General features: G+C 56.5%; 16 protein-coding genes and 2 tRNA genes. 4 read left to right on the top strand and 14 right to left on the bottom strand.

Annotation, left to right across the window (positions count from 1 at the left end; all coding sequences use genetic code 11):
- Positions 1–12: 12 nt before the first annotated feature.
- Positions 13–5,925, bottom strand: a complete 5,913-nt coding sequence (locus tag B9Z33_RS08520; RefSeq protein WP_146183844.1) for a YDG domain-containing protein — start codon at positions 5,923–5,925, stop codon at positions 13–15.
- A 100-nt stretch (positions 5,926–6,025) separates the two neighbouring features.
- Here B9Z33_RS08520 and B9Z33_RS15430 point away from each other — a divergent pair, with 100 nt between their 5' ends.
- The 4 genes from B9Z33_RS15430 (at position 6,026) to B9Z33_RS15530 (ending at position 10,542) form a co-directional block, all read left to right on the top strand.
- On the top strand, positions 6,026–6,460 hold the full coding sequence (locus B9Z33_RS15430) for a hypothetical protein (protein WP_146183843.1): 435 nt from the start codon (positions 6,026–6,028) through the stop codon (positions 6,458–6,460).
- A gap of 2,253 nt (positions 6,461–8,713) precedes the next feature.
- Positions 8,714–8,950, top strand: coding sequence for a hypothetical protein (locus B9Z33_RS08515; protein ID WP_158270195.1), 237 nt, complete (start codon positions 8,714–8,716; stop codon positions 8,948–8,950).
- A 227-nt stretch (positions 8,951–9,177) separates the two neighbouring features.
- Entirely contained in the window at positions 9,178–10,134 is a 957-nt protein-coding gene (locus B9Z33_RS15425; RefSeq protein ID WP_146183842.1) for a hypothetical protein, read from the top strand.
- A 93-nt stretch (positions 10,135–10,227) separates the two neighbouring features.
- Positions 10,228–10,542, top strand: a complete 315-nt coding sequence (locus B9Z33_RS15530) for a hypothetical protein (RefSeq protein WP_108286579.1) — start codon at positions 10,228–10,230, stop codon at positions 10,540–10,542.
- 127 nt (positions 10,543–10,669) lie between these two features.
- On the opposite strand, the gene B9Z33_RS08495 is transcribed toward B9Z33_RS15530, so the two are convergent.
- The 13 genes from B9Z33_RS08495 to iscR all read right to left on the bottom strand — a co-directional run bounded on the left by B9Z33_RS08495 (position 10,670) and on the right by iscR (position 20,366).
- Positions 10,670–12,370, bottom strand: coding sequence for a ShlB/FhaC/HecB family hemolysin secretion/activation protein (locus B9Z33_RS08495; RefSeq protein WP_108286578.1), 1,701 nt, complete (start codon positions 12,368–12,370; stop codon positions 10,670–10,672).
- A gap of 92 nt (positions 12,371–12,462) precedes the next feature.
- Entirely contained in the window at positions 12,463–12,768 is a 306-nt protein-coding gene (locus tag B9Z33_RS08490; RefSeq protein ID WP_108286577.1) for a hypothetical protein, read from the bottom strand.
- Positions 12,769–13,318: 550 nt separating this feature from the next.
- Positions 13,319–13,395, bottom strand: a tRNA-Pro gene (locus B9Z33_RS08485).
- A 33-nt stretch (positions 13,396–13,428) separates the two neighbouring features.
- Complete coding sequence (locus B9Z33_RS08480) at positions 13,429–13,878, bottom strand: MerR family transcriptional regulator (RefSeq protein WP_108286576.1); 450 nt, start codon at positions 13,876–13,878, stop codon at positions 13,429–13,431.
- A gap of 156 nt (positions 13,879–14,034) precedes the next feature.
- Positions 14,035–14,109: transfer RNA gene (locus B9Z33_RS08475), tRNA-Val, on the bottom strand.
- A 96-nt stretch (positions 14,110–14,205) separates the two neighbouring features.
- Positions 14,206–14,916 (bottom strand): DNA polymerase III subunit epsilon, encoded by a 711-nt coding sequence (gene dnaQ, locus B9Z33_RS08470; protein WP_108286575.1) that lies wholly within the window; start codon positions 14,914–14,916, stop codon positions 14,206–14,208.
- A gap of 8 nt (positions 14,917–14,924) precedes the next feature.
- Positions 14,925–15,263, bottom strand: coding sequence for an ISC system 2Fe-2S type ferredoxin (gene fdx / locus B9Z33_RS08465; RefSeq protein ID WP_108286574.1), 339 nt, complete (start codon positions 15,261–15,263; stop codon positions 14,925–14,927).
- Between the two features lie 31 nt (positions 15,264–15,294).
- On the bottom strand, positions 15,295–17,172 hold the full coding sequence (hscA, locus tag B9Z33_RS08460) for a Fe-S protein assembly chaperone HscA (RefSeq protein WP_108286573.1): 1,878 nt from the start codon (positions 17,170–17,172) through the stop codon (positions 15,295–15,297).
- A gap of 58 nt (positions 17,173–17,230) precedes the next feature.
- Complete coding sequence (gene hscB, locus B9Z33_RS08455) at positions 17,231–17,746, bottom strand: Fe-S protein assembly co-chaperone HscB (protein ID WP_199220331.1); 516 nt, start codon at positions 17,744–17,746, stop codon at positions 17,231–17,233.
- Positions 17,747–17,831: 85 nt separating this feature from the next.
- Positions 17,832–18,155 carry an iron-sulfur cluster assembly protein IscA gene (gene iscA / locus B9Z33_RS08450; protein ID WP_019425275.1) on the bottom strand — a complete coding sequence of 108 codons (324 nt, stop codon included), beginning with the start codon at positions 18,153–18,155 and terminating at the stop codon, positions 17,832–17,834.
- Between the two features lies 1 nt (position 18,156).
- A complete protein-coding gene (gene iscU, locus B9Z33_RS08445; protein WP_062405706.1) occupies positions 18,157–18,543 on the bottom strand; it encodes a Fe-S cluster assembly scaffold IscU in 387 nt (128 codons plus the stop codon).
- Between the two features lie 46 nt (positions 18,544–18,589).
- Positions 18,590–19,807, bottom strand: a complete 1,218-nt coding sequence (locus tag B9Z33_RS08440; protein WP_108287061.1) for an IscS subfamily cysteine desulfurase — start codon at positions 19,805–19,807, stop codon at positions 18,590–18,592.
- 22 nt (positions 19,808–19,829) lie between these two features.
- The gene (gene iscR, locus B9Z33_RS08435; protein ID WP_108286571.1) at positions 19,830–20,366 is read right to left on the bottom strand and encodes a Fe-S cluster assembly transcriptional regulator IscR; all 537 of its coding nucleotides are present in this window, start codon (positions 20,364–20,366) and stop codon (positions 19,830–19,832) included.
- Positions 20,367–20,479 lie beyond the last annotated feature (113 nt).

The following is a 20,479-nucleotide window of genomic DNA, read 5'->3' as shown; positions in this document are numbered from 1 at the left end:
GGGGCAAGCCACTTATTGAGGCTTGCCTGGATGACCCGCCTGAGGCATTTGACAGGCGTTCTCCATGAACTTGCGCACCGCCTGAGCGCGGCGCTTGCCCAGATCGATGTTGTACTGACCCGCACCCTCAGCGCCGCGCAAGCCCGACAGGGTGATGGCTTGGTTTGCTGCACAGCACTGGCGCAGCTTCTCTTTGGCCTCATCGGTCAGCATATCGCTGTCAGCCCCAAACAAGACGGCTGAATCTGCACTGCATGCACCTGGCTGGGCCGCTGGCTCATCGGCAGGTGACAAACGGATGCCGTTGACGTTGGCCAGCACATCGCTGATGCGATCAAGCGGTGCAGAAAACACGGGCGGTGTGGGTGGCAAGATGAACACATCGGCAGGCTTTTCAATCACCAATGCCGCAGCTGGTGCAGATGGTGCCGCTGGTGCAGCAACAAACGAGGCAGGAGTGATCTCCAAAGAACCCGGCATGATAGCGATCGCGTAGTTGTTCAAGTCCACACCACTGCCAGCAACCGCCAGCAGTGAATCAGCCACCACATCGCCCACATTGCGTGCAACGGCGTTGCCGGACGTGGTGATCACCTCGCCATTGACAGCACCCGTCACCGTGGCTGTATTGGTTTGCGCCGAACCGGTATAAGCGGCCTGGCTTGTCGCACCGGCGATGCTCAAAGGTGCTTTGGCCACCATGATGGTGCCGCCGCCATTACCCGAAGAAACCAAGGTCGGTGTGACCTGGTTGGGCGTGGTGCCCACCAAATTGGAACTCACCACCTCATAGTCGCCGCCATTCAAGCCCGACAGCGTGGTCCCGTTGTTGATGATGTTTCGCAGACCTGCATTGGGCGAACCCAACACCAAACTGGTGATGCCCGACACATCGGTTCCGGCAATCACGCCACTCAATGCCGTGGTGTTGGCCACGGTAGTGCCACCCGTATAGGTGGTGGCCAAAGGCGTTGCCAGGGCGGTGAGCTGCGCACGGGAGATGGTCAAAGCACCATTGACGTAGGTGACGTTGTAGTTGCTGATGCCGTAGCCGTCGGCTGCGGACAAATTGTCCGCATGGGTCCCGGCATGCACGCCCGTCCCCAAGCCCGCCACCCCTGTCACGCTGTCTGTGCCATACAAAGTGCCACTCACCGAATAGGTGTTGGTGCGTGTGGTGTTGTTGAACACATGGCTGGCATGGCCACCGGTGATGGTCAGCGGTGCTGGCGTGATCGTGCCTGCAACCACCAAGGAGTTACCACCCGACAGCTGGTAGTTGGAAGATGCCGGTCCCGTGATGGAAATTCCGCTCACGAGAACATCCTTGTTCGACCCCGCATTAGCGTCCGAGAACAAGCCTTGCAGAGATGCCGTGTTCACCGAAACATTGGGAATATCCGCCTGAACAACACCGTTGTACGAAACCGTGGACACGCTGAGAGTGGCCGCATCGGTTCCGTCATATTGCTTGGTGTTGGCGGTGATGCCCGAGACCGTCAAGGTCGCCGGCGTGATCGTCAAAGAACCTTGCAAGGTTGTGACCGCATAGTTGTTCAAGTCCACGCCACTTCCGGCCACAGCGACCAGTTGATCGTTCACTTTGCCTTGACTGACATTGGTCGCCACGGCACTGCCAGAGGTGGTGATCACCTCGCCATTGACAGCGCCGGTCACTGTGGCCGTGTTGGTTTGCTGCGTACCGTTGTACACCGCCTCAGTCGTTGCGCCTGTGATGGTCAACGGCGCTTTGGCCACCACGATGGTGCCGCCGCCATTGCCTGTCGCAACCAGGCTCGGTGAGACACGATTGGGCGTGGTGCCCACCAAATTGGAGCTCACCACATAGTAGTCGCTCGCAAAGTCACCCGACAGCGTGGTTCCGTTGTTGGTGATGGTTTGTGTGCCCGCGTTGGGCGAGCCCATCACCAAACTGGTGGTGCCCGACACCGTGGTTCCGGCAATCACGCCGCTCAAGGCCGTGATGTTGGCCACACTGGTGCCGCCCGAATAAGTGGTAGCCACCGGAGTCGCCAAGGCCGTCAGCGGCGCTGGCGTGATGGTCAAACCGCCATTGACGTAAGTGATGGCGTAGTTGCTCAAACCACTACCGCTGGCGGCAGACAAGTTATCCGCATAGACCGGGTTGGCACTGGTGTTGGCGCGCAAACCGGAGCCCAATCCCGTCACGCCCGTCACGCTGTCACTGCCATACAAAGTGCCGCTGGTCACCGAATAGGTGTTGCTGCGCGTGGTGTTGTTGAACACATAGCTGGCGTTGCCACCGGTGATGGTCAGCGGTGCTGGCGTGATCACCACCGTGCCGCCGCCGTTGCCCGATGACACCAGGTTTGGCGTGACCTGGTTGGTGACGGTGTTTGCCAAATTGGAGCTCAGCACCACATAGTCGCCCGCGTTGGGGCCCGACAACAGCGTGCCGTTGTTGATGATGGTCTGCGTGCCCACGTCCGCACCCGAGAGTGCCAAGCTGGTGGTGCCACTGACCGAAGTGCCCGCTATCACGCCCGACAACACCGTGGTGTTGGGCACTGCAGTGCTGCCGTTGTAAGCCGGCGTTCTGGTGGGCGTGGCCACCGCCAACAACTGCGCTGGGTTGATGGTCAGGCCACCGTTGACATAACTGATGTCGTAGTTGGACAAACCTGTGCCCGTCGCAGCCGACAAGGTATCGGCCGTCGCGCCTGCGTGCAAGCGCGTGGCCCGCCCCGTCAAGCCGGTGATGCTGTCGCTGGCAAACAATTGACCGCTCGTCACAGAATACGTGTTGGTGCGGGAGGTGTTGTCAAAGGTGTAGGTGTTGGTGCCGCCCGTGATTTGCAAGGGGGCTTTGTTGATCGTGACGGTGCTGGGCGCAATGGTCACGTTGTAGTTGGCAAAGCCCGAACCGACTGAACCCACCAAGCTGTAGGGGGTGCTGCTGGCACTGATGGCACCAATGGCTGCACCCGAATAGGTCAAACCACCCAAGCCCGCCAGCGTCTGACCGTTCATCAAACCGGTAGGCGTTACAGAGACGCTTGACCCGGTGACGGCGGCGAAGGCGGTGCCATCGTAGGTTTTGGTCACTGGGGCCAGTGCCAAGGTCAGGCTGGCCTGGTTCACCACGGCGGTGTTCACAATCGTTTGAACGCCTGTGAAGTTGCCATTGGATTGACTGACATCGCTGTTGGAGTTGCTGATCGCACCCACATATGTGCCTGCATTGGTGGTGCTGGTGACGCTGGTGGTGGGAGTGATCGTGATTTCACCACCACCTGTGATGCCATCGGTGTAGACGTTGGTGGTACCTGCCTTCAAGGTCAAGGTGCGCAAGGAGCCGCCTGAACTGGCCACATACTCCACTGATGCAATGGTGCCGCCTACCACCGTGCCGTATGTGCTGGTGGTGGGATTCATCTTGATCAGCACCGTACCGGCAGGCGTGATGGTGAACTGCCCTGGCACATAAGAGACCGTGTAGTTGGTCAGGCTGGCAGCGCCCGTTGGGGTGATGGCATACGAGCCCGCGTTTTCACCCGAGGCACGGCTGGTGGTGTAGGTGTAGCCAAGGCCTGAAGCGGTATCCGAGCCCTGCAGACCACTCAACTGAGCGGTCAAGGTCGGGTCGGCTTGCGTCACAATTTTGCCGCTGTTATTGGCCGTGACCACCAAAGCGGCTTTGTTGATCGTCAATGTGGCGGGCGCGGTACTGACCAGGTTGTAGTTGCCTGCGTCCGTGCCACCCGCAGTGTACGTGGCGTTGTAAGCCCCGGCGTTGGTGCCACTGGCATTGCCACCGATCGTCACGTTGTCACCTGTGACCAAGCCTGTGACCACAGGCGCGGCCAAAGACTGAACGCCGCCGTTGTAGGTGGTGGTCAGTGATGTGCCCGTCACATTCAATGTCTTGGGCGTGATGGCGGCTGTGGTGGTGGCCGTGGTGCCACCCGACAACTGGTAATTGGCGGCATCGGGGCCACTGAGGCTGATGCCTGAAATGACCACGGTTTGGCTGCCCACATTTTTGTCACTGAACGCGCCAGTCAAAGTTCCCGTGTTCACGGTCACCGAGTCGGTGGACAATACGCCGCCCGTGGTCACGCTGCCCAAACTCAAGCTGGCCGTCGTGTTGCTGTCATAAACCTTGTCGGCTGCGGTGATGCCGCTGAGGGTGATGGTCGCGGGCGTGATTTTCAGGAAGCCATCGGTGATGGTGGTGGTGTAGTTGCTGGCCGCGCCGCTGGTGAAGGCCACACCCAATGCGTCGTTGGTGGTGCTGACGTTTCTGGCCGAGGCCGATCCTGTGACTGCAATGGCATCTGTGCCCACCAAACCAGTGGTGGTGTAAGTGTTGGTCTGGGTGTTGGCGTTGTAAACCGAGGTGGTTTGCGCCCCCACCACGCTCAAGGCTTTGGGTGTGATGCGCAAGCTGCCGTTGGTCACAGTGAAGTTGTAGTTGCCCGAATCGACACCCGTCGCGCTCAGGTTGTCGGTCACGGTGCCCTGTGCCACGTTGGTGGCTTGGGCATAGCCTGTCGCACTGATCGTGGTTGCATCGTCGCCCAGCAAGCCGGTGAACACTGCGCCGGTGTTGGTTTGAGCCGAACCGCTATAAACAGCCGTGTTGTTCAAGACACCCACCAATGTGGCATTGGCTTTGGTGATTGTGAATGGCGCGGTGTTGGTGTAGGTGATGTTGTAGTTGTCCAGCCCCGTGCCCGTTGCGCCGCCGAGCGTGCTGGTGTAAGTGCCCGCGTTGGTGCCCGAAGCCAGGCCGGTGACGCCGGTCACCGCATCCACCGTGCCCTGCAAGCCCGTCACAGTGTAAGTGCCGGTTTGGGCGCTGGCCGTATAAACGGAACTGGCTGCCACCGAGGCAATGTTCAAGGCCGCTTTGTTGATCGTCAATGCGCCATTGACATAGTTGATGGTGTAGTTAGACAAACCCGTGCCCAACGCACCACTCAAACTGTCGTTGTAGGTGCCAGCGTTCATTGCCGAGGCAACCCCTGTCACACTGCTCACCGAATCGGTGCCCAACAAACCACCGACGCTGTAGGTCGCGTTGTTTTGCAGGGTGGCGTTGTAAGTTGTTGTTCGGTTGCCGCCCGTGATGGTCAATGCCGCAGGCGTGACGGTAAATGCACCCGGTGCATACGTGATGGTGTAGTTGGACAGGCCAGAACCCACGGCACTGGACAAGGTGTCCACATAAGAACCCACCACAGCCGAGCCGCTGATGGGCGTGGCGGTATCGGCAGCTGTCGTGATGACCCGAGTCAGGCTGGTCACGGAATCACCCGTCAACACGCCACCAATCGAACTCACCAAACCAACATAGGAGGTACCTGCTGCAGACACGTCGGCATAACTGCGCACGCCGTCATAGACCGACAAGGCGGTGGAGCCCGTGATGGTCAATGCCTTGGGCGTGATCGTGTAGGTGTTTTTGCCTGAGACAGGCGTCACGTTCACCGTACCGTAAGAAGACGTGATGGCTCCCAGCACAGACAAATTGGTCAGCGACTGCACCAAATTGGAGTTACCGCCTAAATTGCCTGCAAAGCGAAGAGACGACAACACATCGGCTGTGGTCGGTGTGCCCCCCACAATACCGAAACCCGATGTAGAGCCAGTCACAGAGCTTACGGTCACGTTGCTGCTGTTGCTCAACCACCCATTGGCAATGGTGCCGCTGTAAGAAGTGCCATACACCTGCGAATAGTTCTCCACCTGCAGCGTGATCGAGGTGCCAGTGGGCGTGTTGCGGTAGTTCACGGTGTTGACCGTGGCCGCATTCACAGCGCCCATGACGCCGCCCACATTTCCGTAAGACACGTTGCTGGCCACCGTCGCATTAGCGGTCGTTATACCGGCCGCATACTCAATACCGCTAACGCCAGCAGTGGAGGTTGGCTCAGCCATGGATAAAGAAATCACGCCGCCGTTGGTATTGCTTAATGCACCAACGGCAGTAATAGTTCCGTTTGTTAAGGTACCCGCAGCAATTCCATAACCGCCTGTGATGGAAATGCCACCTGTTCCTGAATCGGAAACGTTGGCAGTTGCAGTGTTACCCGTTGAAGATATCAATACACCGTTTGCGCCCGTATTGGATATGGCACCAAGGGTGGATACTGCTCCAGCAGTACCATCTGTTGAAGCTAAGCCAGAGCCTATAACGCTGATACCACCGGCAGAAGTGATCGTGCTTGAGGAAGTTAAATCAATGGATGAAGCAGTTTCGCTTTTGGCTGTCAATCGAACTGTGCCGGTAGTGGCTGTAATAGGGGCTGTATCACTGATACCAATGCCGGTTCCCGATGCGATGGTGTTGATCGTTACACCATTGGCCCCTGCCAAGCTGCCTGATGTGATGGAGCCTGTGATTGTGGCGCCATTGCTATTGGCAAGCGTAGCTGTAGTACTCGACCCATTCGTATTGTCAATATTAACATAACCGGAAACATTAATTTCTCCGTTATTAACTATTCGGGCACCATTGGATATTTGCTGAAAATTAACCGCAGATGTAGAACCGGATGCAACGGTTACAATACCATAGTTTGCAATGACTCCCCTGTTACTACCAGACGTGGTGTTGTAAATGATTTGAGAATCAAATCCAGATGTATTTTTTGCAATATCAATTGTTTCAATTGCAACAATTTGTCCATTACTGGTAAACGCAATATTTCCGCCGTTCAAATTGCTGGTGATGGTCCCCAAACCACCTGTAGCACCACCAGATGTCGTGAACAGATTAATACCTTGATTGCTTTGATTAACAGTGGTTCCTGTAATGGATAAGGCTATTTGACCTGATGCAGTGGCTACACCCGGATTAATTGTGTAGTCAACGCCATATGACCCCACACCCATGGATTTACCACTGGTGTCATTTGCCGTATTGGCTGCATAGCCGTTGATCGTTATTTTATTGCCAGTGATGCTTGCAACCTGTGATGCGTTTGCAGTGGCATTGACGTTGTTGAAATAGATACCACCATAAATACTCCCAATTGAAGCACTGGATCCGCCAGTAGCACCGTTAATATTAACATTGCCATTTGTACTTAAAACAGAAAATACTTTGTTTGTGTAAATTCCATAAGTATTATTCGCGGCCGCCAAAGCGCCAGAAAAATTATTCGTTCCGGTAATGTTAATGTCACCTGTAGCGCTGAGTGCACCATCAAATGTTAAGCCATCTTGATTTGGCGTGCCACCAGCGCCAACAATGGAAATGGTACTGCCAGTGACATTGCCTGCAATATAAACAGCCGCTGGAGGGGCGGTGGGGGTTGCGGGGGTAACGCCAGGACCTGCATAAATAGCACCATTGGTTTCATTAATAAACCCACTAACAACGCCATTAGTGGCGTATGAATTATCTATAGTCACTGCCCCATTAACAACGATAGCGCCAGCAGATAGAATAGGCGCTCCAGCGGTTAGGATTGAATAATTAATGGGGTTAGCTGAACCAGCCACACCACCTGTTAAGTTGAGTGTTCCAGTAGTAATTTTAGAAAACTTGTTACCAGGGCGGGTATCATACCTAACATCGGAAGTAAAACCACTATTATTGGCGGCAAGCGTGATGATGCCAGTTTGCGAAATGCTGTTGTTACTGGTAAATATTACATCTCCACCATTCGAATTCTGAGTAATAGCACCTGTAGTGGTGATGCCGATATTTGAACCACCAGCAGTATTGTAGGCGCTAACGTTAATATCACCAGTTGCATTGGTTAGTTTTGTTGCATTCAAATTAACAATGGTAGAAGCATTCAAACCAGAGCCTGCAATATTGATACCGGCTCCAGCTTGAATGCCGTCATATGTACCGTTATAAGTTGTGCCCGTGACAGTTACTGCGTAGTTTCCAATATTGACTGCAGGCATATTCCCAATTGTGTTAGCGGAAGTGCCTGATGCAGGAACGGCCCACAAGTCTGAATCAAGTATAGCGCCTTGAATAGTAAATGCCCCAGCAGATTTGGCTGCAAGGCCGCTTATTGCAATACCTCCAGCAGTCTTGGTGGTTGTAACTGAACCCTGGTAGGTTCCACCTGAAAGTGTGATGTAACCAGTTTTAGCAACCAGTAGATTGTTGTAGGCGCCGTTGTTACCAATTGCATTCATAGCACCATAGGCTGTTGTTGCATTTGCCCCAACAAACCCAACTAAATCAATATTGTTATTTGCAATAATCCTATATCCAGCGTCAAATTCAATACCATGATTTGTATAAATAGAAGAAGCTGGCACGATAGAGCTGCCAGCAATATAGACACTGCCGTTTGCAGCCGTAATGGTCTGCGCAGTGCGCATAATGATGCCGTAGTTATAGCTTTGGCCTTTAATGACAATGTCACCACCGGTAGCGGTCAGGCCTGCATTGACGTAAATCCCAAGACCTGTTGAGTCGGACAGAAGTCCACCTGCACCTGAAATGGAAATTCCATTTCCTGCTGTAATTAAACTCCCAATCGAGACGCCTATACCTGCTGGAACACCGTTACCTAAGGTAGCACCTTTCAGTGTAATGCTTCCTGAAGCTGTTAGCGCTTGGTTGACCAAGACACCACCACTTGCATTTGTATTTGCTGTCGTTTGATTGCGGAGATTTAATAAAAATCCACTATCTTTTGTACAACCGGCTACTGAGCAGCCAAAACTATTATCAAGGTTTATTGAGCCAGTCACGTTGATCGCCCCGCCGACTGTGATGGTTCCTCCGGCAGATTTGACGAAAATACTGGTCAAACTGGTACCAGTTGCAGCAATACCGCCCGTCAAGGTGATGCCCTGCTTCGATCCACTGGTGTTGTCCAACGTCAGCGTTGCATTGGCTGTGCTGTTGGCAAAACTCAAATTATTTGACAAAGTAATCGTGCCGGAGCCCACCACGTCCACGCTGGTACCCGCATTGATAGCATTCTGAATGTCCGTCGTGCTGATGGTTGTGGCACCTGCTTGACCTTGTGCTGCGGCCAAAGACCCACCAGTGGATGCCGCTGAGGAGATGGTGATGTTTGTCGGGTCCAGCAGCCATGCACCGCCCGTGGTTCTGGCGGTCACGCCCTGAGTGGTCAGGGTGTCGCCCGAGGTTTCGATGTTATAGCCGTTCAAGGTGGAATCAAACACGACCGTTTGCCTGCTCAAAGCGCCTTGGCCAAACGCGTCGCGACCGATCGTCAAGTCGCCCACGGTCGACAGCTGTGCGGCATTGACCACGATGGTGCCAACGGCCTGGAAGGTGGTGTCGCCCGACACGTCGCTTCGGGTGCCGTCCAGCGTCAAGTCGCCAGCAGAGTGAACCAACAGGGATTTGCGGCCTCCGTTCAGGTTGATCGTGCCCAAGATCGCCACTTGATTCGGTTTGGGCGTTGTGGGCGAGCTCGGTGCATTGGGGTTGTTTTGCTGCGAGCCGGTGTTGGCGATGCTCAGGCTGGTGTTGTGCGACGTATTGGCCGCAATGGTGGCGTCGCGGTCCATGCTGACGCTGTTGTCGCCTTGCAAAACCACATCCGAGCCCGCTTGCAATACCGAGCTGAGCAGCTTGCCCATGTCGGCATTCACGAGCAAGTCGACCGTTTGAATTTGGGTGTGCGCTGCAGCCACCGAGTTGGTGCTGTCCAGGTTCAAAACCCGGCCTGCCAGCTTGACCGACTGACCAGAAAGGGCACTGCCTTGCACGGTGGTGGCTGCGGCGTAAGCGCCCAGCGCATCGACACCAATGATCAACTTGCCGCCTTCGGCAGACAAGGTGGAGTTTTGCACGTTGATGCCGCTGCCTTGGGCATCGGCCGTGACTTCAATCTTGCCGCCAGGTGCCGACAAATGGGAGCTTTGAATGCTGACGTTGGCGCCTTGCACACGGATACCGTCTGTCGCGGTGGCCGGTGCAGCGATGACTTTGGCCTGGTTCAGGTTGACGGAGCCGGCATCGAGCACGATGTTGGAGCCACTGATGACCGATTGCCCCGAAATGCTCAGGCTGCCAGTGCTGGCTTTTGCGGTGGGTTTGTTGTATTGGCCCACGGCCATGTCTTGCGTGGTCATAAAGACCTCGCCTTGCGCCGAAATTTTGCCGCCATTGCTGACGAGAATGCCCCCGGGCGATGAGATCAAGAGGTTGTTGTTGGCGGTCACAAAACCACCATTGACGTTCATGCCGCTAGCAACGCGCAGCAAGGTGATGTCGCTGGTTTTTTGGGCTTGCACCGCCACGCCTTCGCCTTTGGCCAGGTTCAGCTGCTGAAAGTTGACGGTGGCGGCTTGGGAGGTTTGGTTAATGTGCAACACCGAGCCCTGAGTCACCAAACTGGCTTGGCCGTGCACCACAACGCCCACGGGCGCAGCGGCATACGACAAAACACCCATCATGCCCAAGATGCCCGCCGTGAGCGACTTGAGGCCCCGTCCGGCGGCAGCATGCAGCCAGTTGGTTGCGGTGGCTGCGCCTTGACCCGATGTGGCGTCAACGGTGCTGGAGCCACCCGTGGTGCGGGCGGTCTCGGCAGCAACGGCTGAAACCAATTGACCGTTTTTGGCGTTTGTGACGTGCTTGTAGATTTTGTTCATGGCTGCAAGAGAAAATGAATGTGTTGCGGATGGGTGGCGTTCGGTAGCTTGGTGACGATGGCTTCAAGCCACTGGGTCAAAACCGATACATCGCTTTCACAAAAACCATCACGTCTTTTTTCTGATCGTTGGTGCTGGCAATGGGCATGCCATAAGAGACTGCTTGCTTGGAGGTCTGCACGGCCACCGAACCCGAGATTTCAAAGTTCTGCACCGGCAAATAGTTCAGTGACACGCCCACGTCGGACAAGGTGTTTTTGTCATCGAACAGCACGAATGAACGATTGGGCGACATGGCGACGTAGGGTTGGTAATTGATCGCGACATACGCGATTTCGGCAAACACGCCGACCTTCAATTTGTCGGTCAGGTGTTTTTCTGCCTTCACCTCCAGCCAAAGGGCGTTGTCGCCCCCGGTGGTTTGCGGGCTCCAGGCCTTCATCATGTTTTGGCCACCCACGTACATCTTTTCGCTGTTGGGCAGGTTTTTGTGGCTCAGCTGCGCTGCGGCATTGGCTGTGAAAATGTAGTGGCCCTCCCCCACCTGGAACGGTCGGTTGTAGGAGCCTTGTAAATTGATTTTTGCGTAGTTGCCTTGTTGCTTGGCGCCTGCGCCATCTTCACGGGCTGCGATTTTGTTCTCTTGCTTAGCGTGGCCCGCGCTCATGCTCAGGTTGTATGAGCCCATGGCGCGGTCAGACATGGCATGCAGGCCATTGAAGCCAAGGGTGACCGCGTCAATGACCCAGTGCGACAAATCGAATGCGCCTGTAGAAACGGACCCGTCTGCGGCCTTGGCGCGAACATCCACGTTAGAGCGGCTGACTTTGTGGTTGTAGGCAAAGCTGAGGTTGGTTCGCTCAAACTCGGAGCGTGCCAAAGCGTAGGTGGCGTTGACGCCCAAATCTTTGGCATTGCCAGCGTATTTGGACTCCATCTCCGAACCTCCGTCGAGCCAGTTTGTGTGATACGCGTATTGGTAGGACGAAGCGTTGAAGCCCATGCGCCAATCGTTCATGCCCACGGGGGCATCGGCCAAAATGCCGACGTATTGGCCGTTTTGGCTTTTGAGGCCATTGAGCGTGATCCGGTCGCCGATGCCCAGCAAGTTGTTGCCGCTGATGCCGCCCAAGAGTTCCCAGATGCCCACAGCAGAGGTGCCGTTGTTGTCCAGGCCCACATAACCGTCTGAGCGCTTGCCGTCGGTGGTGGTCACATGGAGATCGGTTGAGCCCAGGGCCTCGCCGGGGGCCATGCGGTATTGATTGACGACACCCGGAATTTCATTGGCCAGCATGGAGCGCGCTTCGAGAGCGCTTCGGTTGAGCGTCTTGCCCAACTCGACACCGCGCTGCAGCGTGTGGCGCAAAACAGCCTCTTTCAACGAAGACTGGTTGTCGATGTGGATGGCCCCCAAGATGGGGCGGATCGCTTTGAGGGTGCCGTCGGGCATTTCCTGGAAAACCACTGAAACGCCATGCAGCCGCTCCAACTGAAACTCCAGGTGTTTGATGAGTTGACCGGCAAAGACCTCTTTGTTCAGATATTCGGCCGTGATGGCATTGGCCTGCGCCATTTGCTCTGGGGTCAAGCCCTCGTAGCTGAAGCCCTTGAAAACCACTTGCTGGCCGCCGCTGGCAGACACGATGGGTTCATCATTTTTAGGTGCGCCTTGTTTGTGTTGGTTCAACAAAACACCGGCATTGGGCACCGTTTGCGCGCTGGTCGCGCCTGCCATCAAGGAGAGTGTGGCGATAAAAATGAGGTTCTTTTTCATGTGCAGTATCCAAGCTGGTGTTCAGCGCGGGCCATCGGCTGTTGTTCGACGGTCTTGAGTGAGGGGTTCAATGCGGGGGAAAGCTGGATTTCTCAGGCGTTGACTTTGGCCAGCTCGGCATCCACCATTTGCTTGACGATTTTTTGGGCGCGTGCTTCTTTGACAAACTGAAGGCAGCGCTCCAAGTCTTGAATCGCCACGTCGTAATTGCTGAAGCTGATGAAAGGAATGACGTCTTGCTTGAATTCGACATCGCCGTTTTCGTGCACAGAAACCACTTCGGCTGCACCCAAGTGGATGCCGGCGTTTTCGATGTCGTCACCGTCGCGCACAACGACGGACAGGCGGACGCCGTGTGGGAATGTGGTGGATGGTTGGGTTGACGTAGCTTGGGTCATGACGGTTTACTTTCAAAGTTGTGAAATGGGCTATTGATGTGCGGACCTGCTGCCCAAAGCTGCAAACCCTCAAACCGAGTCGGTAACCCAACCGGTTTGACATAAAAGCGCTGCAAGCTCACCATGCGTGGCAAGTACTCCTATCTGGAGATATTCGACACATATAGCTTTTATGATCAATTTTTGTGATTGAAATCACAAAAATCATCAATAAGTTCAGAATTGTTATTGAATAGAGCCCGTCGACATATACCCAATTAGGGAACCTTTGTATATTTTTTATTAGCAAATTTAGTTTTATCAATAAATATAATATGTAAACGTTGCAAATCCGACAAATCACGCATGCGTGCCGATATCGACGGACAAGGTTGTCGAGAAGTGAGGCGTGGGGGAGGTGTTAGATGGACCGTGAATGGGCTCAAAACTCAGGCCGCAAGGATGGCGACCGCGCAAGTGTCCATAGCGCATGTGTCATTGATGCAAAGTTGCGCGCACCAATGCAAAAAGCCTCCAACTGTTTCCAGTTGGAGGCTTCTTTACAATCAAATGGTCGGCGTGGCGGGATTCGAACTCGCGACCCCTTGCACCCCATGCAAGTGCGCTACCAGGCTGCGCTACACGCCGACAAGCTTTGAATTATAACCAGATAAATCACCCTCAAAGGGTGAGCAAGGCACGAATTTCGATCAACTCTTTGTGAAGCGAGGTGCTGTTCGCTCCTGCATCGGCAAATTCAATGTCGGTTGCAGCAAAGGGTTGGAATGACAAGCCATTCAGCTCGCCCACCGCGGATGCCGCGTCGGTCGCGTCACCAGCGTCGGATGCACCGCGCTGGAGTTGCCGGTCCGCTTGCACCAACTCTTGCAACCGGTTGCGTGCACCACTGATGGTGAAGCCTTGGTCATAAAGCAAGTCACGAATGCGCCGAATCATCAACACCTCATGGTGCTGGTAATAACGGCGATTTCCCCGCCGCTTGACCGGCCGAAGCTGGGTGAACTCCTGCTCCCAATAGCGCAAAACATGCGGCTTGACACCACACAATTCGCCCACTTCACCGATGGTGAAATAGCGTTTGGCAGGGATGGATGGAAGCGGACTGTCCATGAACGACAACAAGTTACGTGGAAAACCTTGTAGCTTACTGCAACTTGCGAGAAAACGTCCAGACGAATTCGTTCACGAAAAGAATCATCGACATGCGAATGAAAAAACAAAAAAGCACTTGAGATTTCTCTCAAGTGCTTTTTGATTAGGTATTTTTGGTGGGCAGTACAAGTTTCGAACTTGTGACCCCTGCAGTGTGAATGCAGTGCTCTACCCCTGAGCTAACCGCCCTACGCTTTGCAGCGAAGACTTAAATTATCGCACAAAAAATGGTGGTTTTTGAAGCGCTTGTGCAAAATCAACGTTGTTGCTTCAGACTGCCCAAGATCACGCGGGGGGGGCTTGCCGCCAAACGGTTTTGCCGCCGCTGGACTTGTCGAGTTGCATCAAAACATCTTCGTGCGCGGCCAACTCTTGCGCATTGGCAGGCAAGACCGGCAGCACATAGGTGCTCAGGTCCACCTGCACCACAACCGTTTGGGTATCGGTAGGCGCATCGCCCGCGTCGATCAACAAGGCCTCCTGGCCACGTGTCATGTTGATGTAAACGTCAGCCAACAGCTCGGCGTCCAGCAAAGCGCCGTGCAGGGTGCGTCCGGAGTTATCGACTTCCAAACGGTCACACAGGGAGTCCAAGCTGTTGCGCTTGCCCGGGAACATCTCCTTGGCCATGGCCAAGGTGTCAATCACACCACTGACATAGGTTTTGAGCGGTTTCTTGCCCACACGCTCAAGCTCTTTGTTCAGGAAACCGATGTCGAATGCAGCGTTGTGGATGATCAGTTCTGCATCGCTCAGATACGCCAGAATTTCATCGGCCAGCTGGGCAAACTTGGGCTTGTCGCGCAAAAACTCGTTGCTGATGCCGTGCACCTTGAGCGCGTCTTCGTGACTGTCGCGCTCCGGGTTGAAATAAAAATGCAGGTTCTTACCTGTGAGCTTGCGGGCATACAGCTCCACGCAACCCAGTTCAATGATGCGGTCGCCACCTTCGGCCGAGAGGCCGGTGGTTTCGGTGTCCAGAACGATTTGGCGCATGTCTTGCCTCAGTGGTTTTCTTTGGCGTGGTTGATGGTGTAGCGGGGGATCTCGATCACCAAATCACTTTTGGCCACAAAGGCCTGGCAGCTCAGGCGCGAGTTGGGCTCCAGGCCCCAAGCGCGGTCCAGCAGGTCTTCCTCGGTTTCTTCCATCTCATTGAGGCTTTTGAAGCCTTCGCGCACCACCACATGGCAGGTGGTGCAGGCCGCGCTCATGTCGCAGGCGTGTTCGATGTTGATTTTGTTGTCGAGCAGCGCTTCGCAGATGCTGGTGCCCGCAGGCGCGGTGATTTCTGCGCCGTTGGGGCAGTACTCGGGGTGGGGCAGGATTTTGATGACGGGCATAGGTGTCTTTGAATTCGGTGCAGATCGGACTTTACAAGGACTGGATGTTTTGGCCAGACAAGGCCTTCTGGATGCTGTGGTTCATGCGCTCGGCCGCAAAGGCTTCGGTGCCTTTGGCCAGCGCCTGGGTGCAGTCTTCCAGCGCCTTGGCGTCTTGCTCGGTCTGGATGGCCGCTTGCAAAGTGGCCATCTGGGCGTCGATGCTGTCACGCTCAGCATCGCTCAGCAATTGGCCATCGGCTGCCAGGGCACTGCGCGTGGCCAGCAGCATGCGGTCGGCGTCCACGCGGGCTTCCACCAGCGCACGGGCTTTCATGTCGGCCTGGGCGGTGGTGAAGCTTTCTTGCAGCATGGTGGCGATCTGATCGTCGCTCAGGCCATAAGAAGGCTTGACGTCAATGCGTGCCTCCACGCCGCTGATTTGTTCTTTAGCCCCGACGCTGAGCAAGCCATCGGCGTCCACCGTGAAGGTGACGCGGATGCGGGCGGCACCCGCGGCCATGGGCGGGATGCCGCGCAGTTCAAAACGGGCCAGGCTGCGGCAGTCTTGCACCAGATCGCGTTCGCCCTGCACCACATGCAAGGCCAGCGCGGTCTGACCATCTTGGTAGGTGGTGAAGTCTTGCGCCATGGCGGTGGGGATGGTCTGGTTGCGCGGGATGATGCGCTCGACCAGGCCGCCCATGGTCTCGATGCCCAGCGACAGCGGAATCACGTCAAGCAGCAGCAACTCGCCTGCGGCGTTGTTGCCCGCCAGCTGGTTGGCCTGAATGGCCGCACCTAAAGCGACGACTTCGTCGGGGTTGAGGTTGTTGAGCGGGGCTTGGCCAAAAAACTCGGCCACGGCGTGCTGGATTTGCGGCATGCGGGTGGAGCCGCCCACCATGACCACGCCTTGCACGTCATCTTTGGCCAGCTGGGCATCGCGCAGGGCTTTGCGGACGGCGGTGATGCAACGGGCTGTCAGGGCTTGGGTGGCTTGCTCGAAATCTGCTCGGCTAATGGGCGCTGACAAGCTGCCGGTAGACAAAGCGGCATTCAAAGTGACTGCATCGGCAGCCGTGAGCGCCTCTTTGGCAGCACGGGCAGAGGCCTTGAGCACGGTTTTGTCCTCGGCCGTGGTGGCCTGCAAGGCGGGTTGGCGCGCCATGGCGGCATCGGCCAGAGCCTGGTCGTAATCGTCGCCCCCCAGTGCAGAGTCGCCGCCGGTGGACAGCACTTCGAACACGCCTTGCGTCAGGCGCAAGATGGAAATATCGAAGGTGCCGCCGCCCAAATCGAACACGGCATAAACACCTTCGCTGGCGTTGTCCAGGCCATAAGCAATGGCCGCTGCGGTGGGTTCGTTGATCAGGCGCAGCACATTCAGGCCAGCCAGTTGCGCGGCGTCTTTGGTGGCCTGGCGCTGGGCGTCGTCAAAGTAGGCGGGCACGGTGATGACCGCGCCATACAAGTCGTCATTGAAGGTGTCTTCGGCGCGGTAACGCAGGGTGGCCAAAATCTCGGCGCTCACCTCGACGGGGGACTTGGGGCCTTGCACCGTCTGGATGCTGAGCATGCCACCCTTGGCTGTGCCTTCGCTGGCAATGAACTCGTAAGGCAACTTGCTGCGGTCGGCAATGTCTTGCAGGCCGCGGCCCATGAAACGCTTGACCGAGGCGATGGTGTTGACCGGGTCGGTGGCCGCAGACTGCACTGCGTCAAAACCAATCTGTCGGCCTTGGCCAGGCATGAAGCGCACGACCGAGGGCAAGATCACCCGGCCATCGTCGTCGGGCAAGCACTCGGCCACGCCATTGCGCACAGAAGCCACCAGCGAATGGGTGGTGCCCAGGTCAATGCCCACGGCAATGCGTCGCTGGTGGGGGTCGGGCGACTGGCCCGGTTCAGAAATCTGCAGTAACGCCATGGTCAATCAAGGGTGGTGTTCAAGTCGCCCACCTGCATGAGGCGCTGCGACCCGAGGGTCAGGTCAATCGGTCGAGTTTAGCGTTCACTTCTTGCGTGAAGCGCTCAATGAACATGAGCGCCCTCACCTGCCCCACGGCCTGCGCCGGGTCTTTGACCTCGTCCAACAGGCGGGCCAACTCTTGCTGCACTCGGCGCTGCTCTGCAGCCACCTCATCGGCCAGGGCTTCTAGGCCTTGCGTGCTGTCAGTGTCTTCGAGGTTTTCGCGCCATTCCATTTGCTGCATGAGGAATGCGGCGGGCATGGCCGTGTTGTTCTCGGCCTGCACGGGCGCGCCTTGCATCTCGCACAAATAGGCGGCGCGTTTGAGCGGGTCTTTCAGGCGCTGATACGCCTCATTGATGCGCACCGACCACTGCATGGCCACGCGCTGGGCTGCAGCGCCTTCGGCGGCAAAACGGTCGGGGTGGGCTTCGCGCTGCAAGGCCTTCCAGCGGGCGTCGAGTTGTGCGCGGTCTTGCGCAAACTGCGCAGGCACGTCAAACAGCTCGAAGTCGTTGGCTTGAAGGTTGATCATGAAGTCACTGTCATGGCGAGCAAGGCGTGGTCATCCCGGCATGGATCGCCGCGTCGCTTCGCTCCTCGCGATGACGAAACGCTCATACGCGGAACGACTCGCCGCAACCGCAGCGGTCACGCTCGTTGGGGTTGTTGAAGCGGAAACCTTCGTTCAGGCCTTCGCGCACAAAGTCCAACTCGGTGCCGTCGATGTAGGCCAGGCTTTTCGGGTCCACCAACACCTTGACGCCGTGGCCTTCAAAGACCACGTCTTCCGGGGCGATCTCGTCCACGTATTCGAGCTTGTAGGCCAAGCCGGAACAGCCTGTGGTCTTGACCCCCAGGCGCACACCAACACCCGAGCCGCGTTTGGCGAGATACCGGGTCACATGCCGAGCTGCGGCAGCAGACAGTGAGATGGCCATGTCAGTTCAGGTGTTTCTTTTTGTAGTCGTCCACGGCGGCCTTGATGGCGTCTTCGGCCAGGATGGAGCAGTGAATCTTGACGGGCGGCAGCGCCAGCTCTTCGGCGATCTGGCTGTTCTTCAGAGCCGCTGCTTCGTCAAGCGTCTTGCCCTTGACCCACTCGGTGACGAGTGAGCTGGACGCAATGGCCGAGCCGCAACCGTAGGTCTTGAAGCGTGCGTCTTCGATCACGCCCGTTGTGGGGTTGACCTTGATCTGCAGCTTCATCACGTCGCCGCAAGCGGGCGCGCCGACCATGCCGGTGCCCACGCTGTCGTCGCCCTTGTCAAAAGAGCCCACGTTGCGGGGGTTTTCGTAGTGGTCAACCACTTTTTCAGAATAAGCCATGGTGTTTTCTCCGTATTCAGGCAATGTGCGATTGAAGGTGTTCGACTCAGTGAGCGGCCCATTGGATGGTGCTCAAGTCGATGCCGTCTTGGTGCATTTCCCAAAGTGGGCTGAGTTCGCGCAACTTGGCCACGTTCTCGCGGATGGTTTTGATCGCGTAGTCGATGTCTTCTTCGGTGGTCCAGCGGCCAATCGTCAAGCGAAGGCTGCTGTGCGCCAACTCGTCGCTGCGGCCCAAGGCACGCAACACATAGCTGGGCTCCAAGCTGGCCGAGGTGCAGGCCGAACCGGACGACACCGCCAGACCCTTGATGCCCATGATCAGCGACTCGCCTTCGACGAAGTTGAAGCTCATATTGATGTTGTGCGGCACGCGCTGGGTGGCGTGGCCGTTCAAAAACACCTGTTCCATGTCACTCAGGCCATTAATCAGGCGGTCGTGCAGGGCACGCGCTTTGGCGTTGTCCTGGGCCATCTCCAGCTTGGCGATGCGGAACGCCTCGCCCATGCCCACGCACTGGTGAGTGGGCAGAGTGCCCGAGCGCATGCCGCGCTCGTGGCCACCGCCGTGCATTTGCGCTTCCAGGCGAATGCGGGGCTTGCGGCGCACATACAAAGCGCCAATGCCCTTGGGGCCATAGGTCTTATGCGAGGCCAGGCTCATCAGGTCGATGGGCAACTGGGTCATGTCGATCTCGACCTTGCCGGTGGCCTGGGCCGCATCGACGTGGAAGATGATGCCTTTTTCGCGGCTCAGATTACCAATGGCGGTCACGTCCTGGATCACGCCGATTTCGTTGTTCACGAACATCACGCTGATCAAAATGGTGTCGGGGCGAATCGCGGCCTTGAGCGCGTCCATGCTCAGCAAACCATCGTCCTGCACATCGAGGTAAGTCACTTCAAAGCCCTGACGCTCCAACTCGCGCATGGTGTCGAGCACGGCCTTGTGTTCGGTCTTGACGGTGATTAAGTGCTTGCCGCGAGACTTGTAAAAGTGCGCTGCGCCTTTGATGGCCAGGTTGTTGGACTCGGTGGCACCGCTGGTCCAGACGATTTCGCGCGAGTCGGCACCGATCAGATCGGCCACTTGCTCGCGGGCTTTTTCGACGGCAGCTTCGGCTTCCCAGCCCCAGGCGTGGGTGCGCGATGCGGGGTTGCCAAAGTGCTCACGCAACCAGGGAATGATGGCGTCCACCACGCGGGGGTCGCAGGGGTTGGTTGCACCGTAGTCAAGGTAAATGGGGAAATGTGGCGTGGTCATGGTGAAGACTTCTTTGAAATGATCAGGATTTGGCAAACACAGTGCCCAACTCAAAAACCGAGTTAGGGCCCGTCACGCGGATGGGCTTGACCACCGGCATGGGTGAAATAGCCCGTTTGATGTTGGGCTTGGACTCGACCACCAGACCCTTGGCCAATTGGTCATCCACCAGTTTTTGCAGCGAAACAGAGTCGAGGAATTCGACCATTTTGGAGTTCAGCGAGGCCCACAAGTCGTGCGTCATGCAGCGGCCATCGCCGCCATTGCAGTTTTCCTTGCCGCCGCAGTGGGTGGCGTCGATGGGCTCGTCGACCGACAAAATGATGTCGGCCACAGTGATGTCGGTGGATTTGCGGCCCAGGGTGTAGCCGCCGCCGGGGCCACGGGTGGACTCGACCAGGTTGTGGCGGCGCAACTTGCCAAACAACTGCTCTAAATAAGACAGTGAAATTTGTTGGCGCTGGCTGATCGCGGCCAAAGTGACGGGGCCTGCGTCTTGACGCAAAGCCAGATCGATCATGGCGGTGACGGCAAAACGGCCTTTGGTGGTTAAACGCATGGCAGGCTCCTGAAGTGGGTGGAAACTCAGTCTTGACCCGCTGAAACGGGTTCCCGACTAAACGAGTCAAGTATAACGCAATCCCGATCAAATCGCTCGGGTTATAGGGTCAT

The sequence above is a fragment of the Limnohabitans sp. T6-20 genome, assembly GCF_003063505.1.
GTDB lineage: Bacteria > Pseudomonadota > Gammaproteobacteria > Burkholderiales > Burkholderiaceae_C > Limnohabitans_A.
This window is presented reverse-complemented; position numbering and strand designations above follow the sequence as displayed.

What these genes read in the sequence shown, in the direction of transcription:
- B9Z33_RS08480 (WP_108286576.1), bottom strand. Translation starts at nt 13,878, where the DNA reads ATGGACAGTCCGCTTCCATCCATCCCTGCCAAACGCTATTTCACCATC.
- B9Z33_RS08495 (WP_108286578.1), bottom strand. Translation starts at nt 12,370, where the DNA reads ATGAAAAAGAACCTCATTTTTATCGCCACACTCTCCTTGATGGCAGGC.
- B9Z33_RS08490 (WP_108286577.1), bottom strand. Translation starts at nt 12,768, where the DNA reads ATGACCCAAGCTACGTCAACCCAACCATCCACCACATTCCCACACGGC.
- hscA (WP_108286573.1), bottom strand. Translation starts at nt 17,172, where the DNA reads ATGGCGTTACTGCAGATTTCTGAACCGGGCCAGTCGCCCGACCCCCAC.
- B9Z33_RS08520 (WP_146183844.1), bottom strand. Translation starts at nt 5,925, where the DNA reads ATGGCTGAGCCAACCTCCACTGCTGGCGTTAGCGGTATTGAGTATGCG.
- iscU (WP_062405706.1), bottom strand. Translation starts at nt 18,543, where the DNA reads ATGGCTTATTCTGAAAAAGTGGTTGACCACTACGAAAACCCCCGCAAC.
- dnaQ (WP_108286575.1), bottom strand. Translation starts at nt 14,916, where the DNA reads ATGCGCCAAATCGTTCTGGACACCGAAACCACCGGCCTCTCGGCCGAA.
- iscA (WP_019425275.1), bottom strand. Translation starts at nt 18,155, where the DNA reads ATGGCCATCTCACTGTCTGCTGCCGCAGCTCGGCATGTGACCCGGTAT.
- fdx (WP_108286574.1), bottom strand. Translation starts at nt 15,263, where the DNA reads ATGCCCGTCATCAAAATCCTGCCCCACCCCGAGTACTGCCCCAACGGC.
- iscR (WP_108286571.1), bottom strand. Translation starts at nt 20,366, where the DNA reads ATGCGTTTAACCACCAAAGGCCGTTTTGCCGTCACCGCCATGATCGAT.
- B9Z33_RS15430 (WP_146183843.1), top strand. Translation starts at nt 6,026, where the DNA reads ATGGAAATGCCACCTGTTCCTGAATCGGAAACGTTGGCAGTTGCAGTG.
- B9Z33_RS08440 (WP_108287061.1), bottom strand. Translation starts at nt 19,807, where the DNA reads ATGACCACGCCACATTTCCCCATTTACCTTGACTACGGTGCAACCAAC.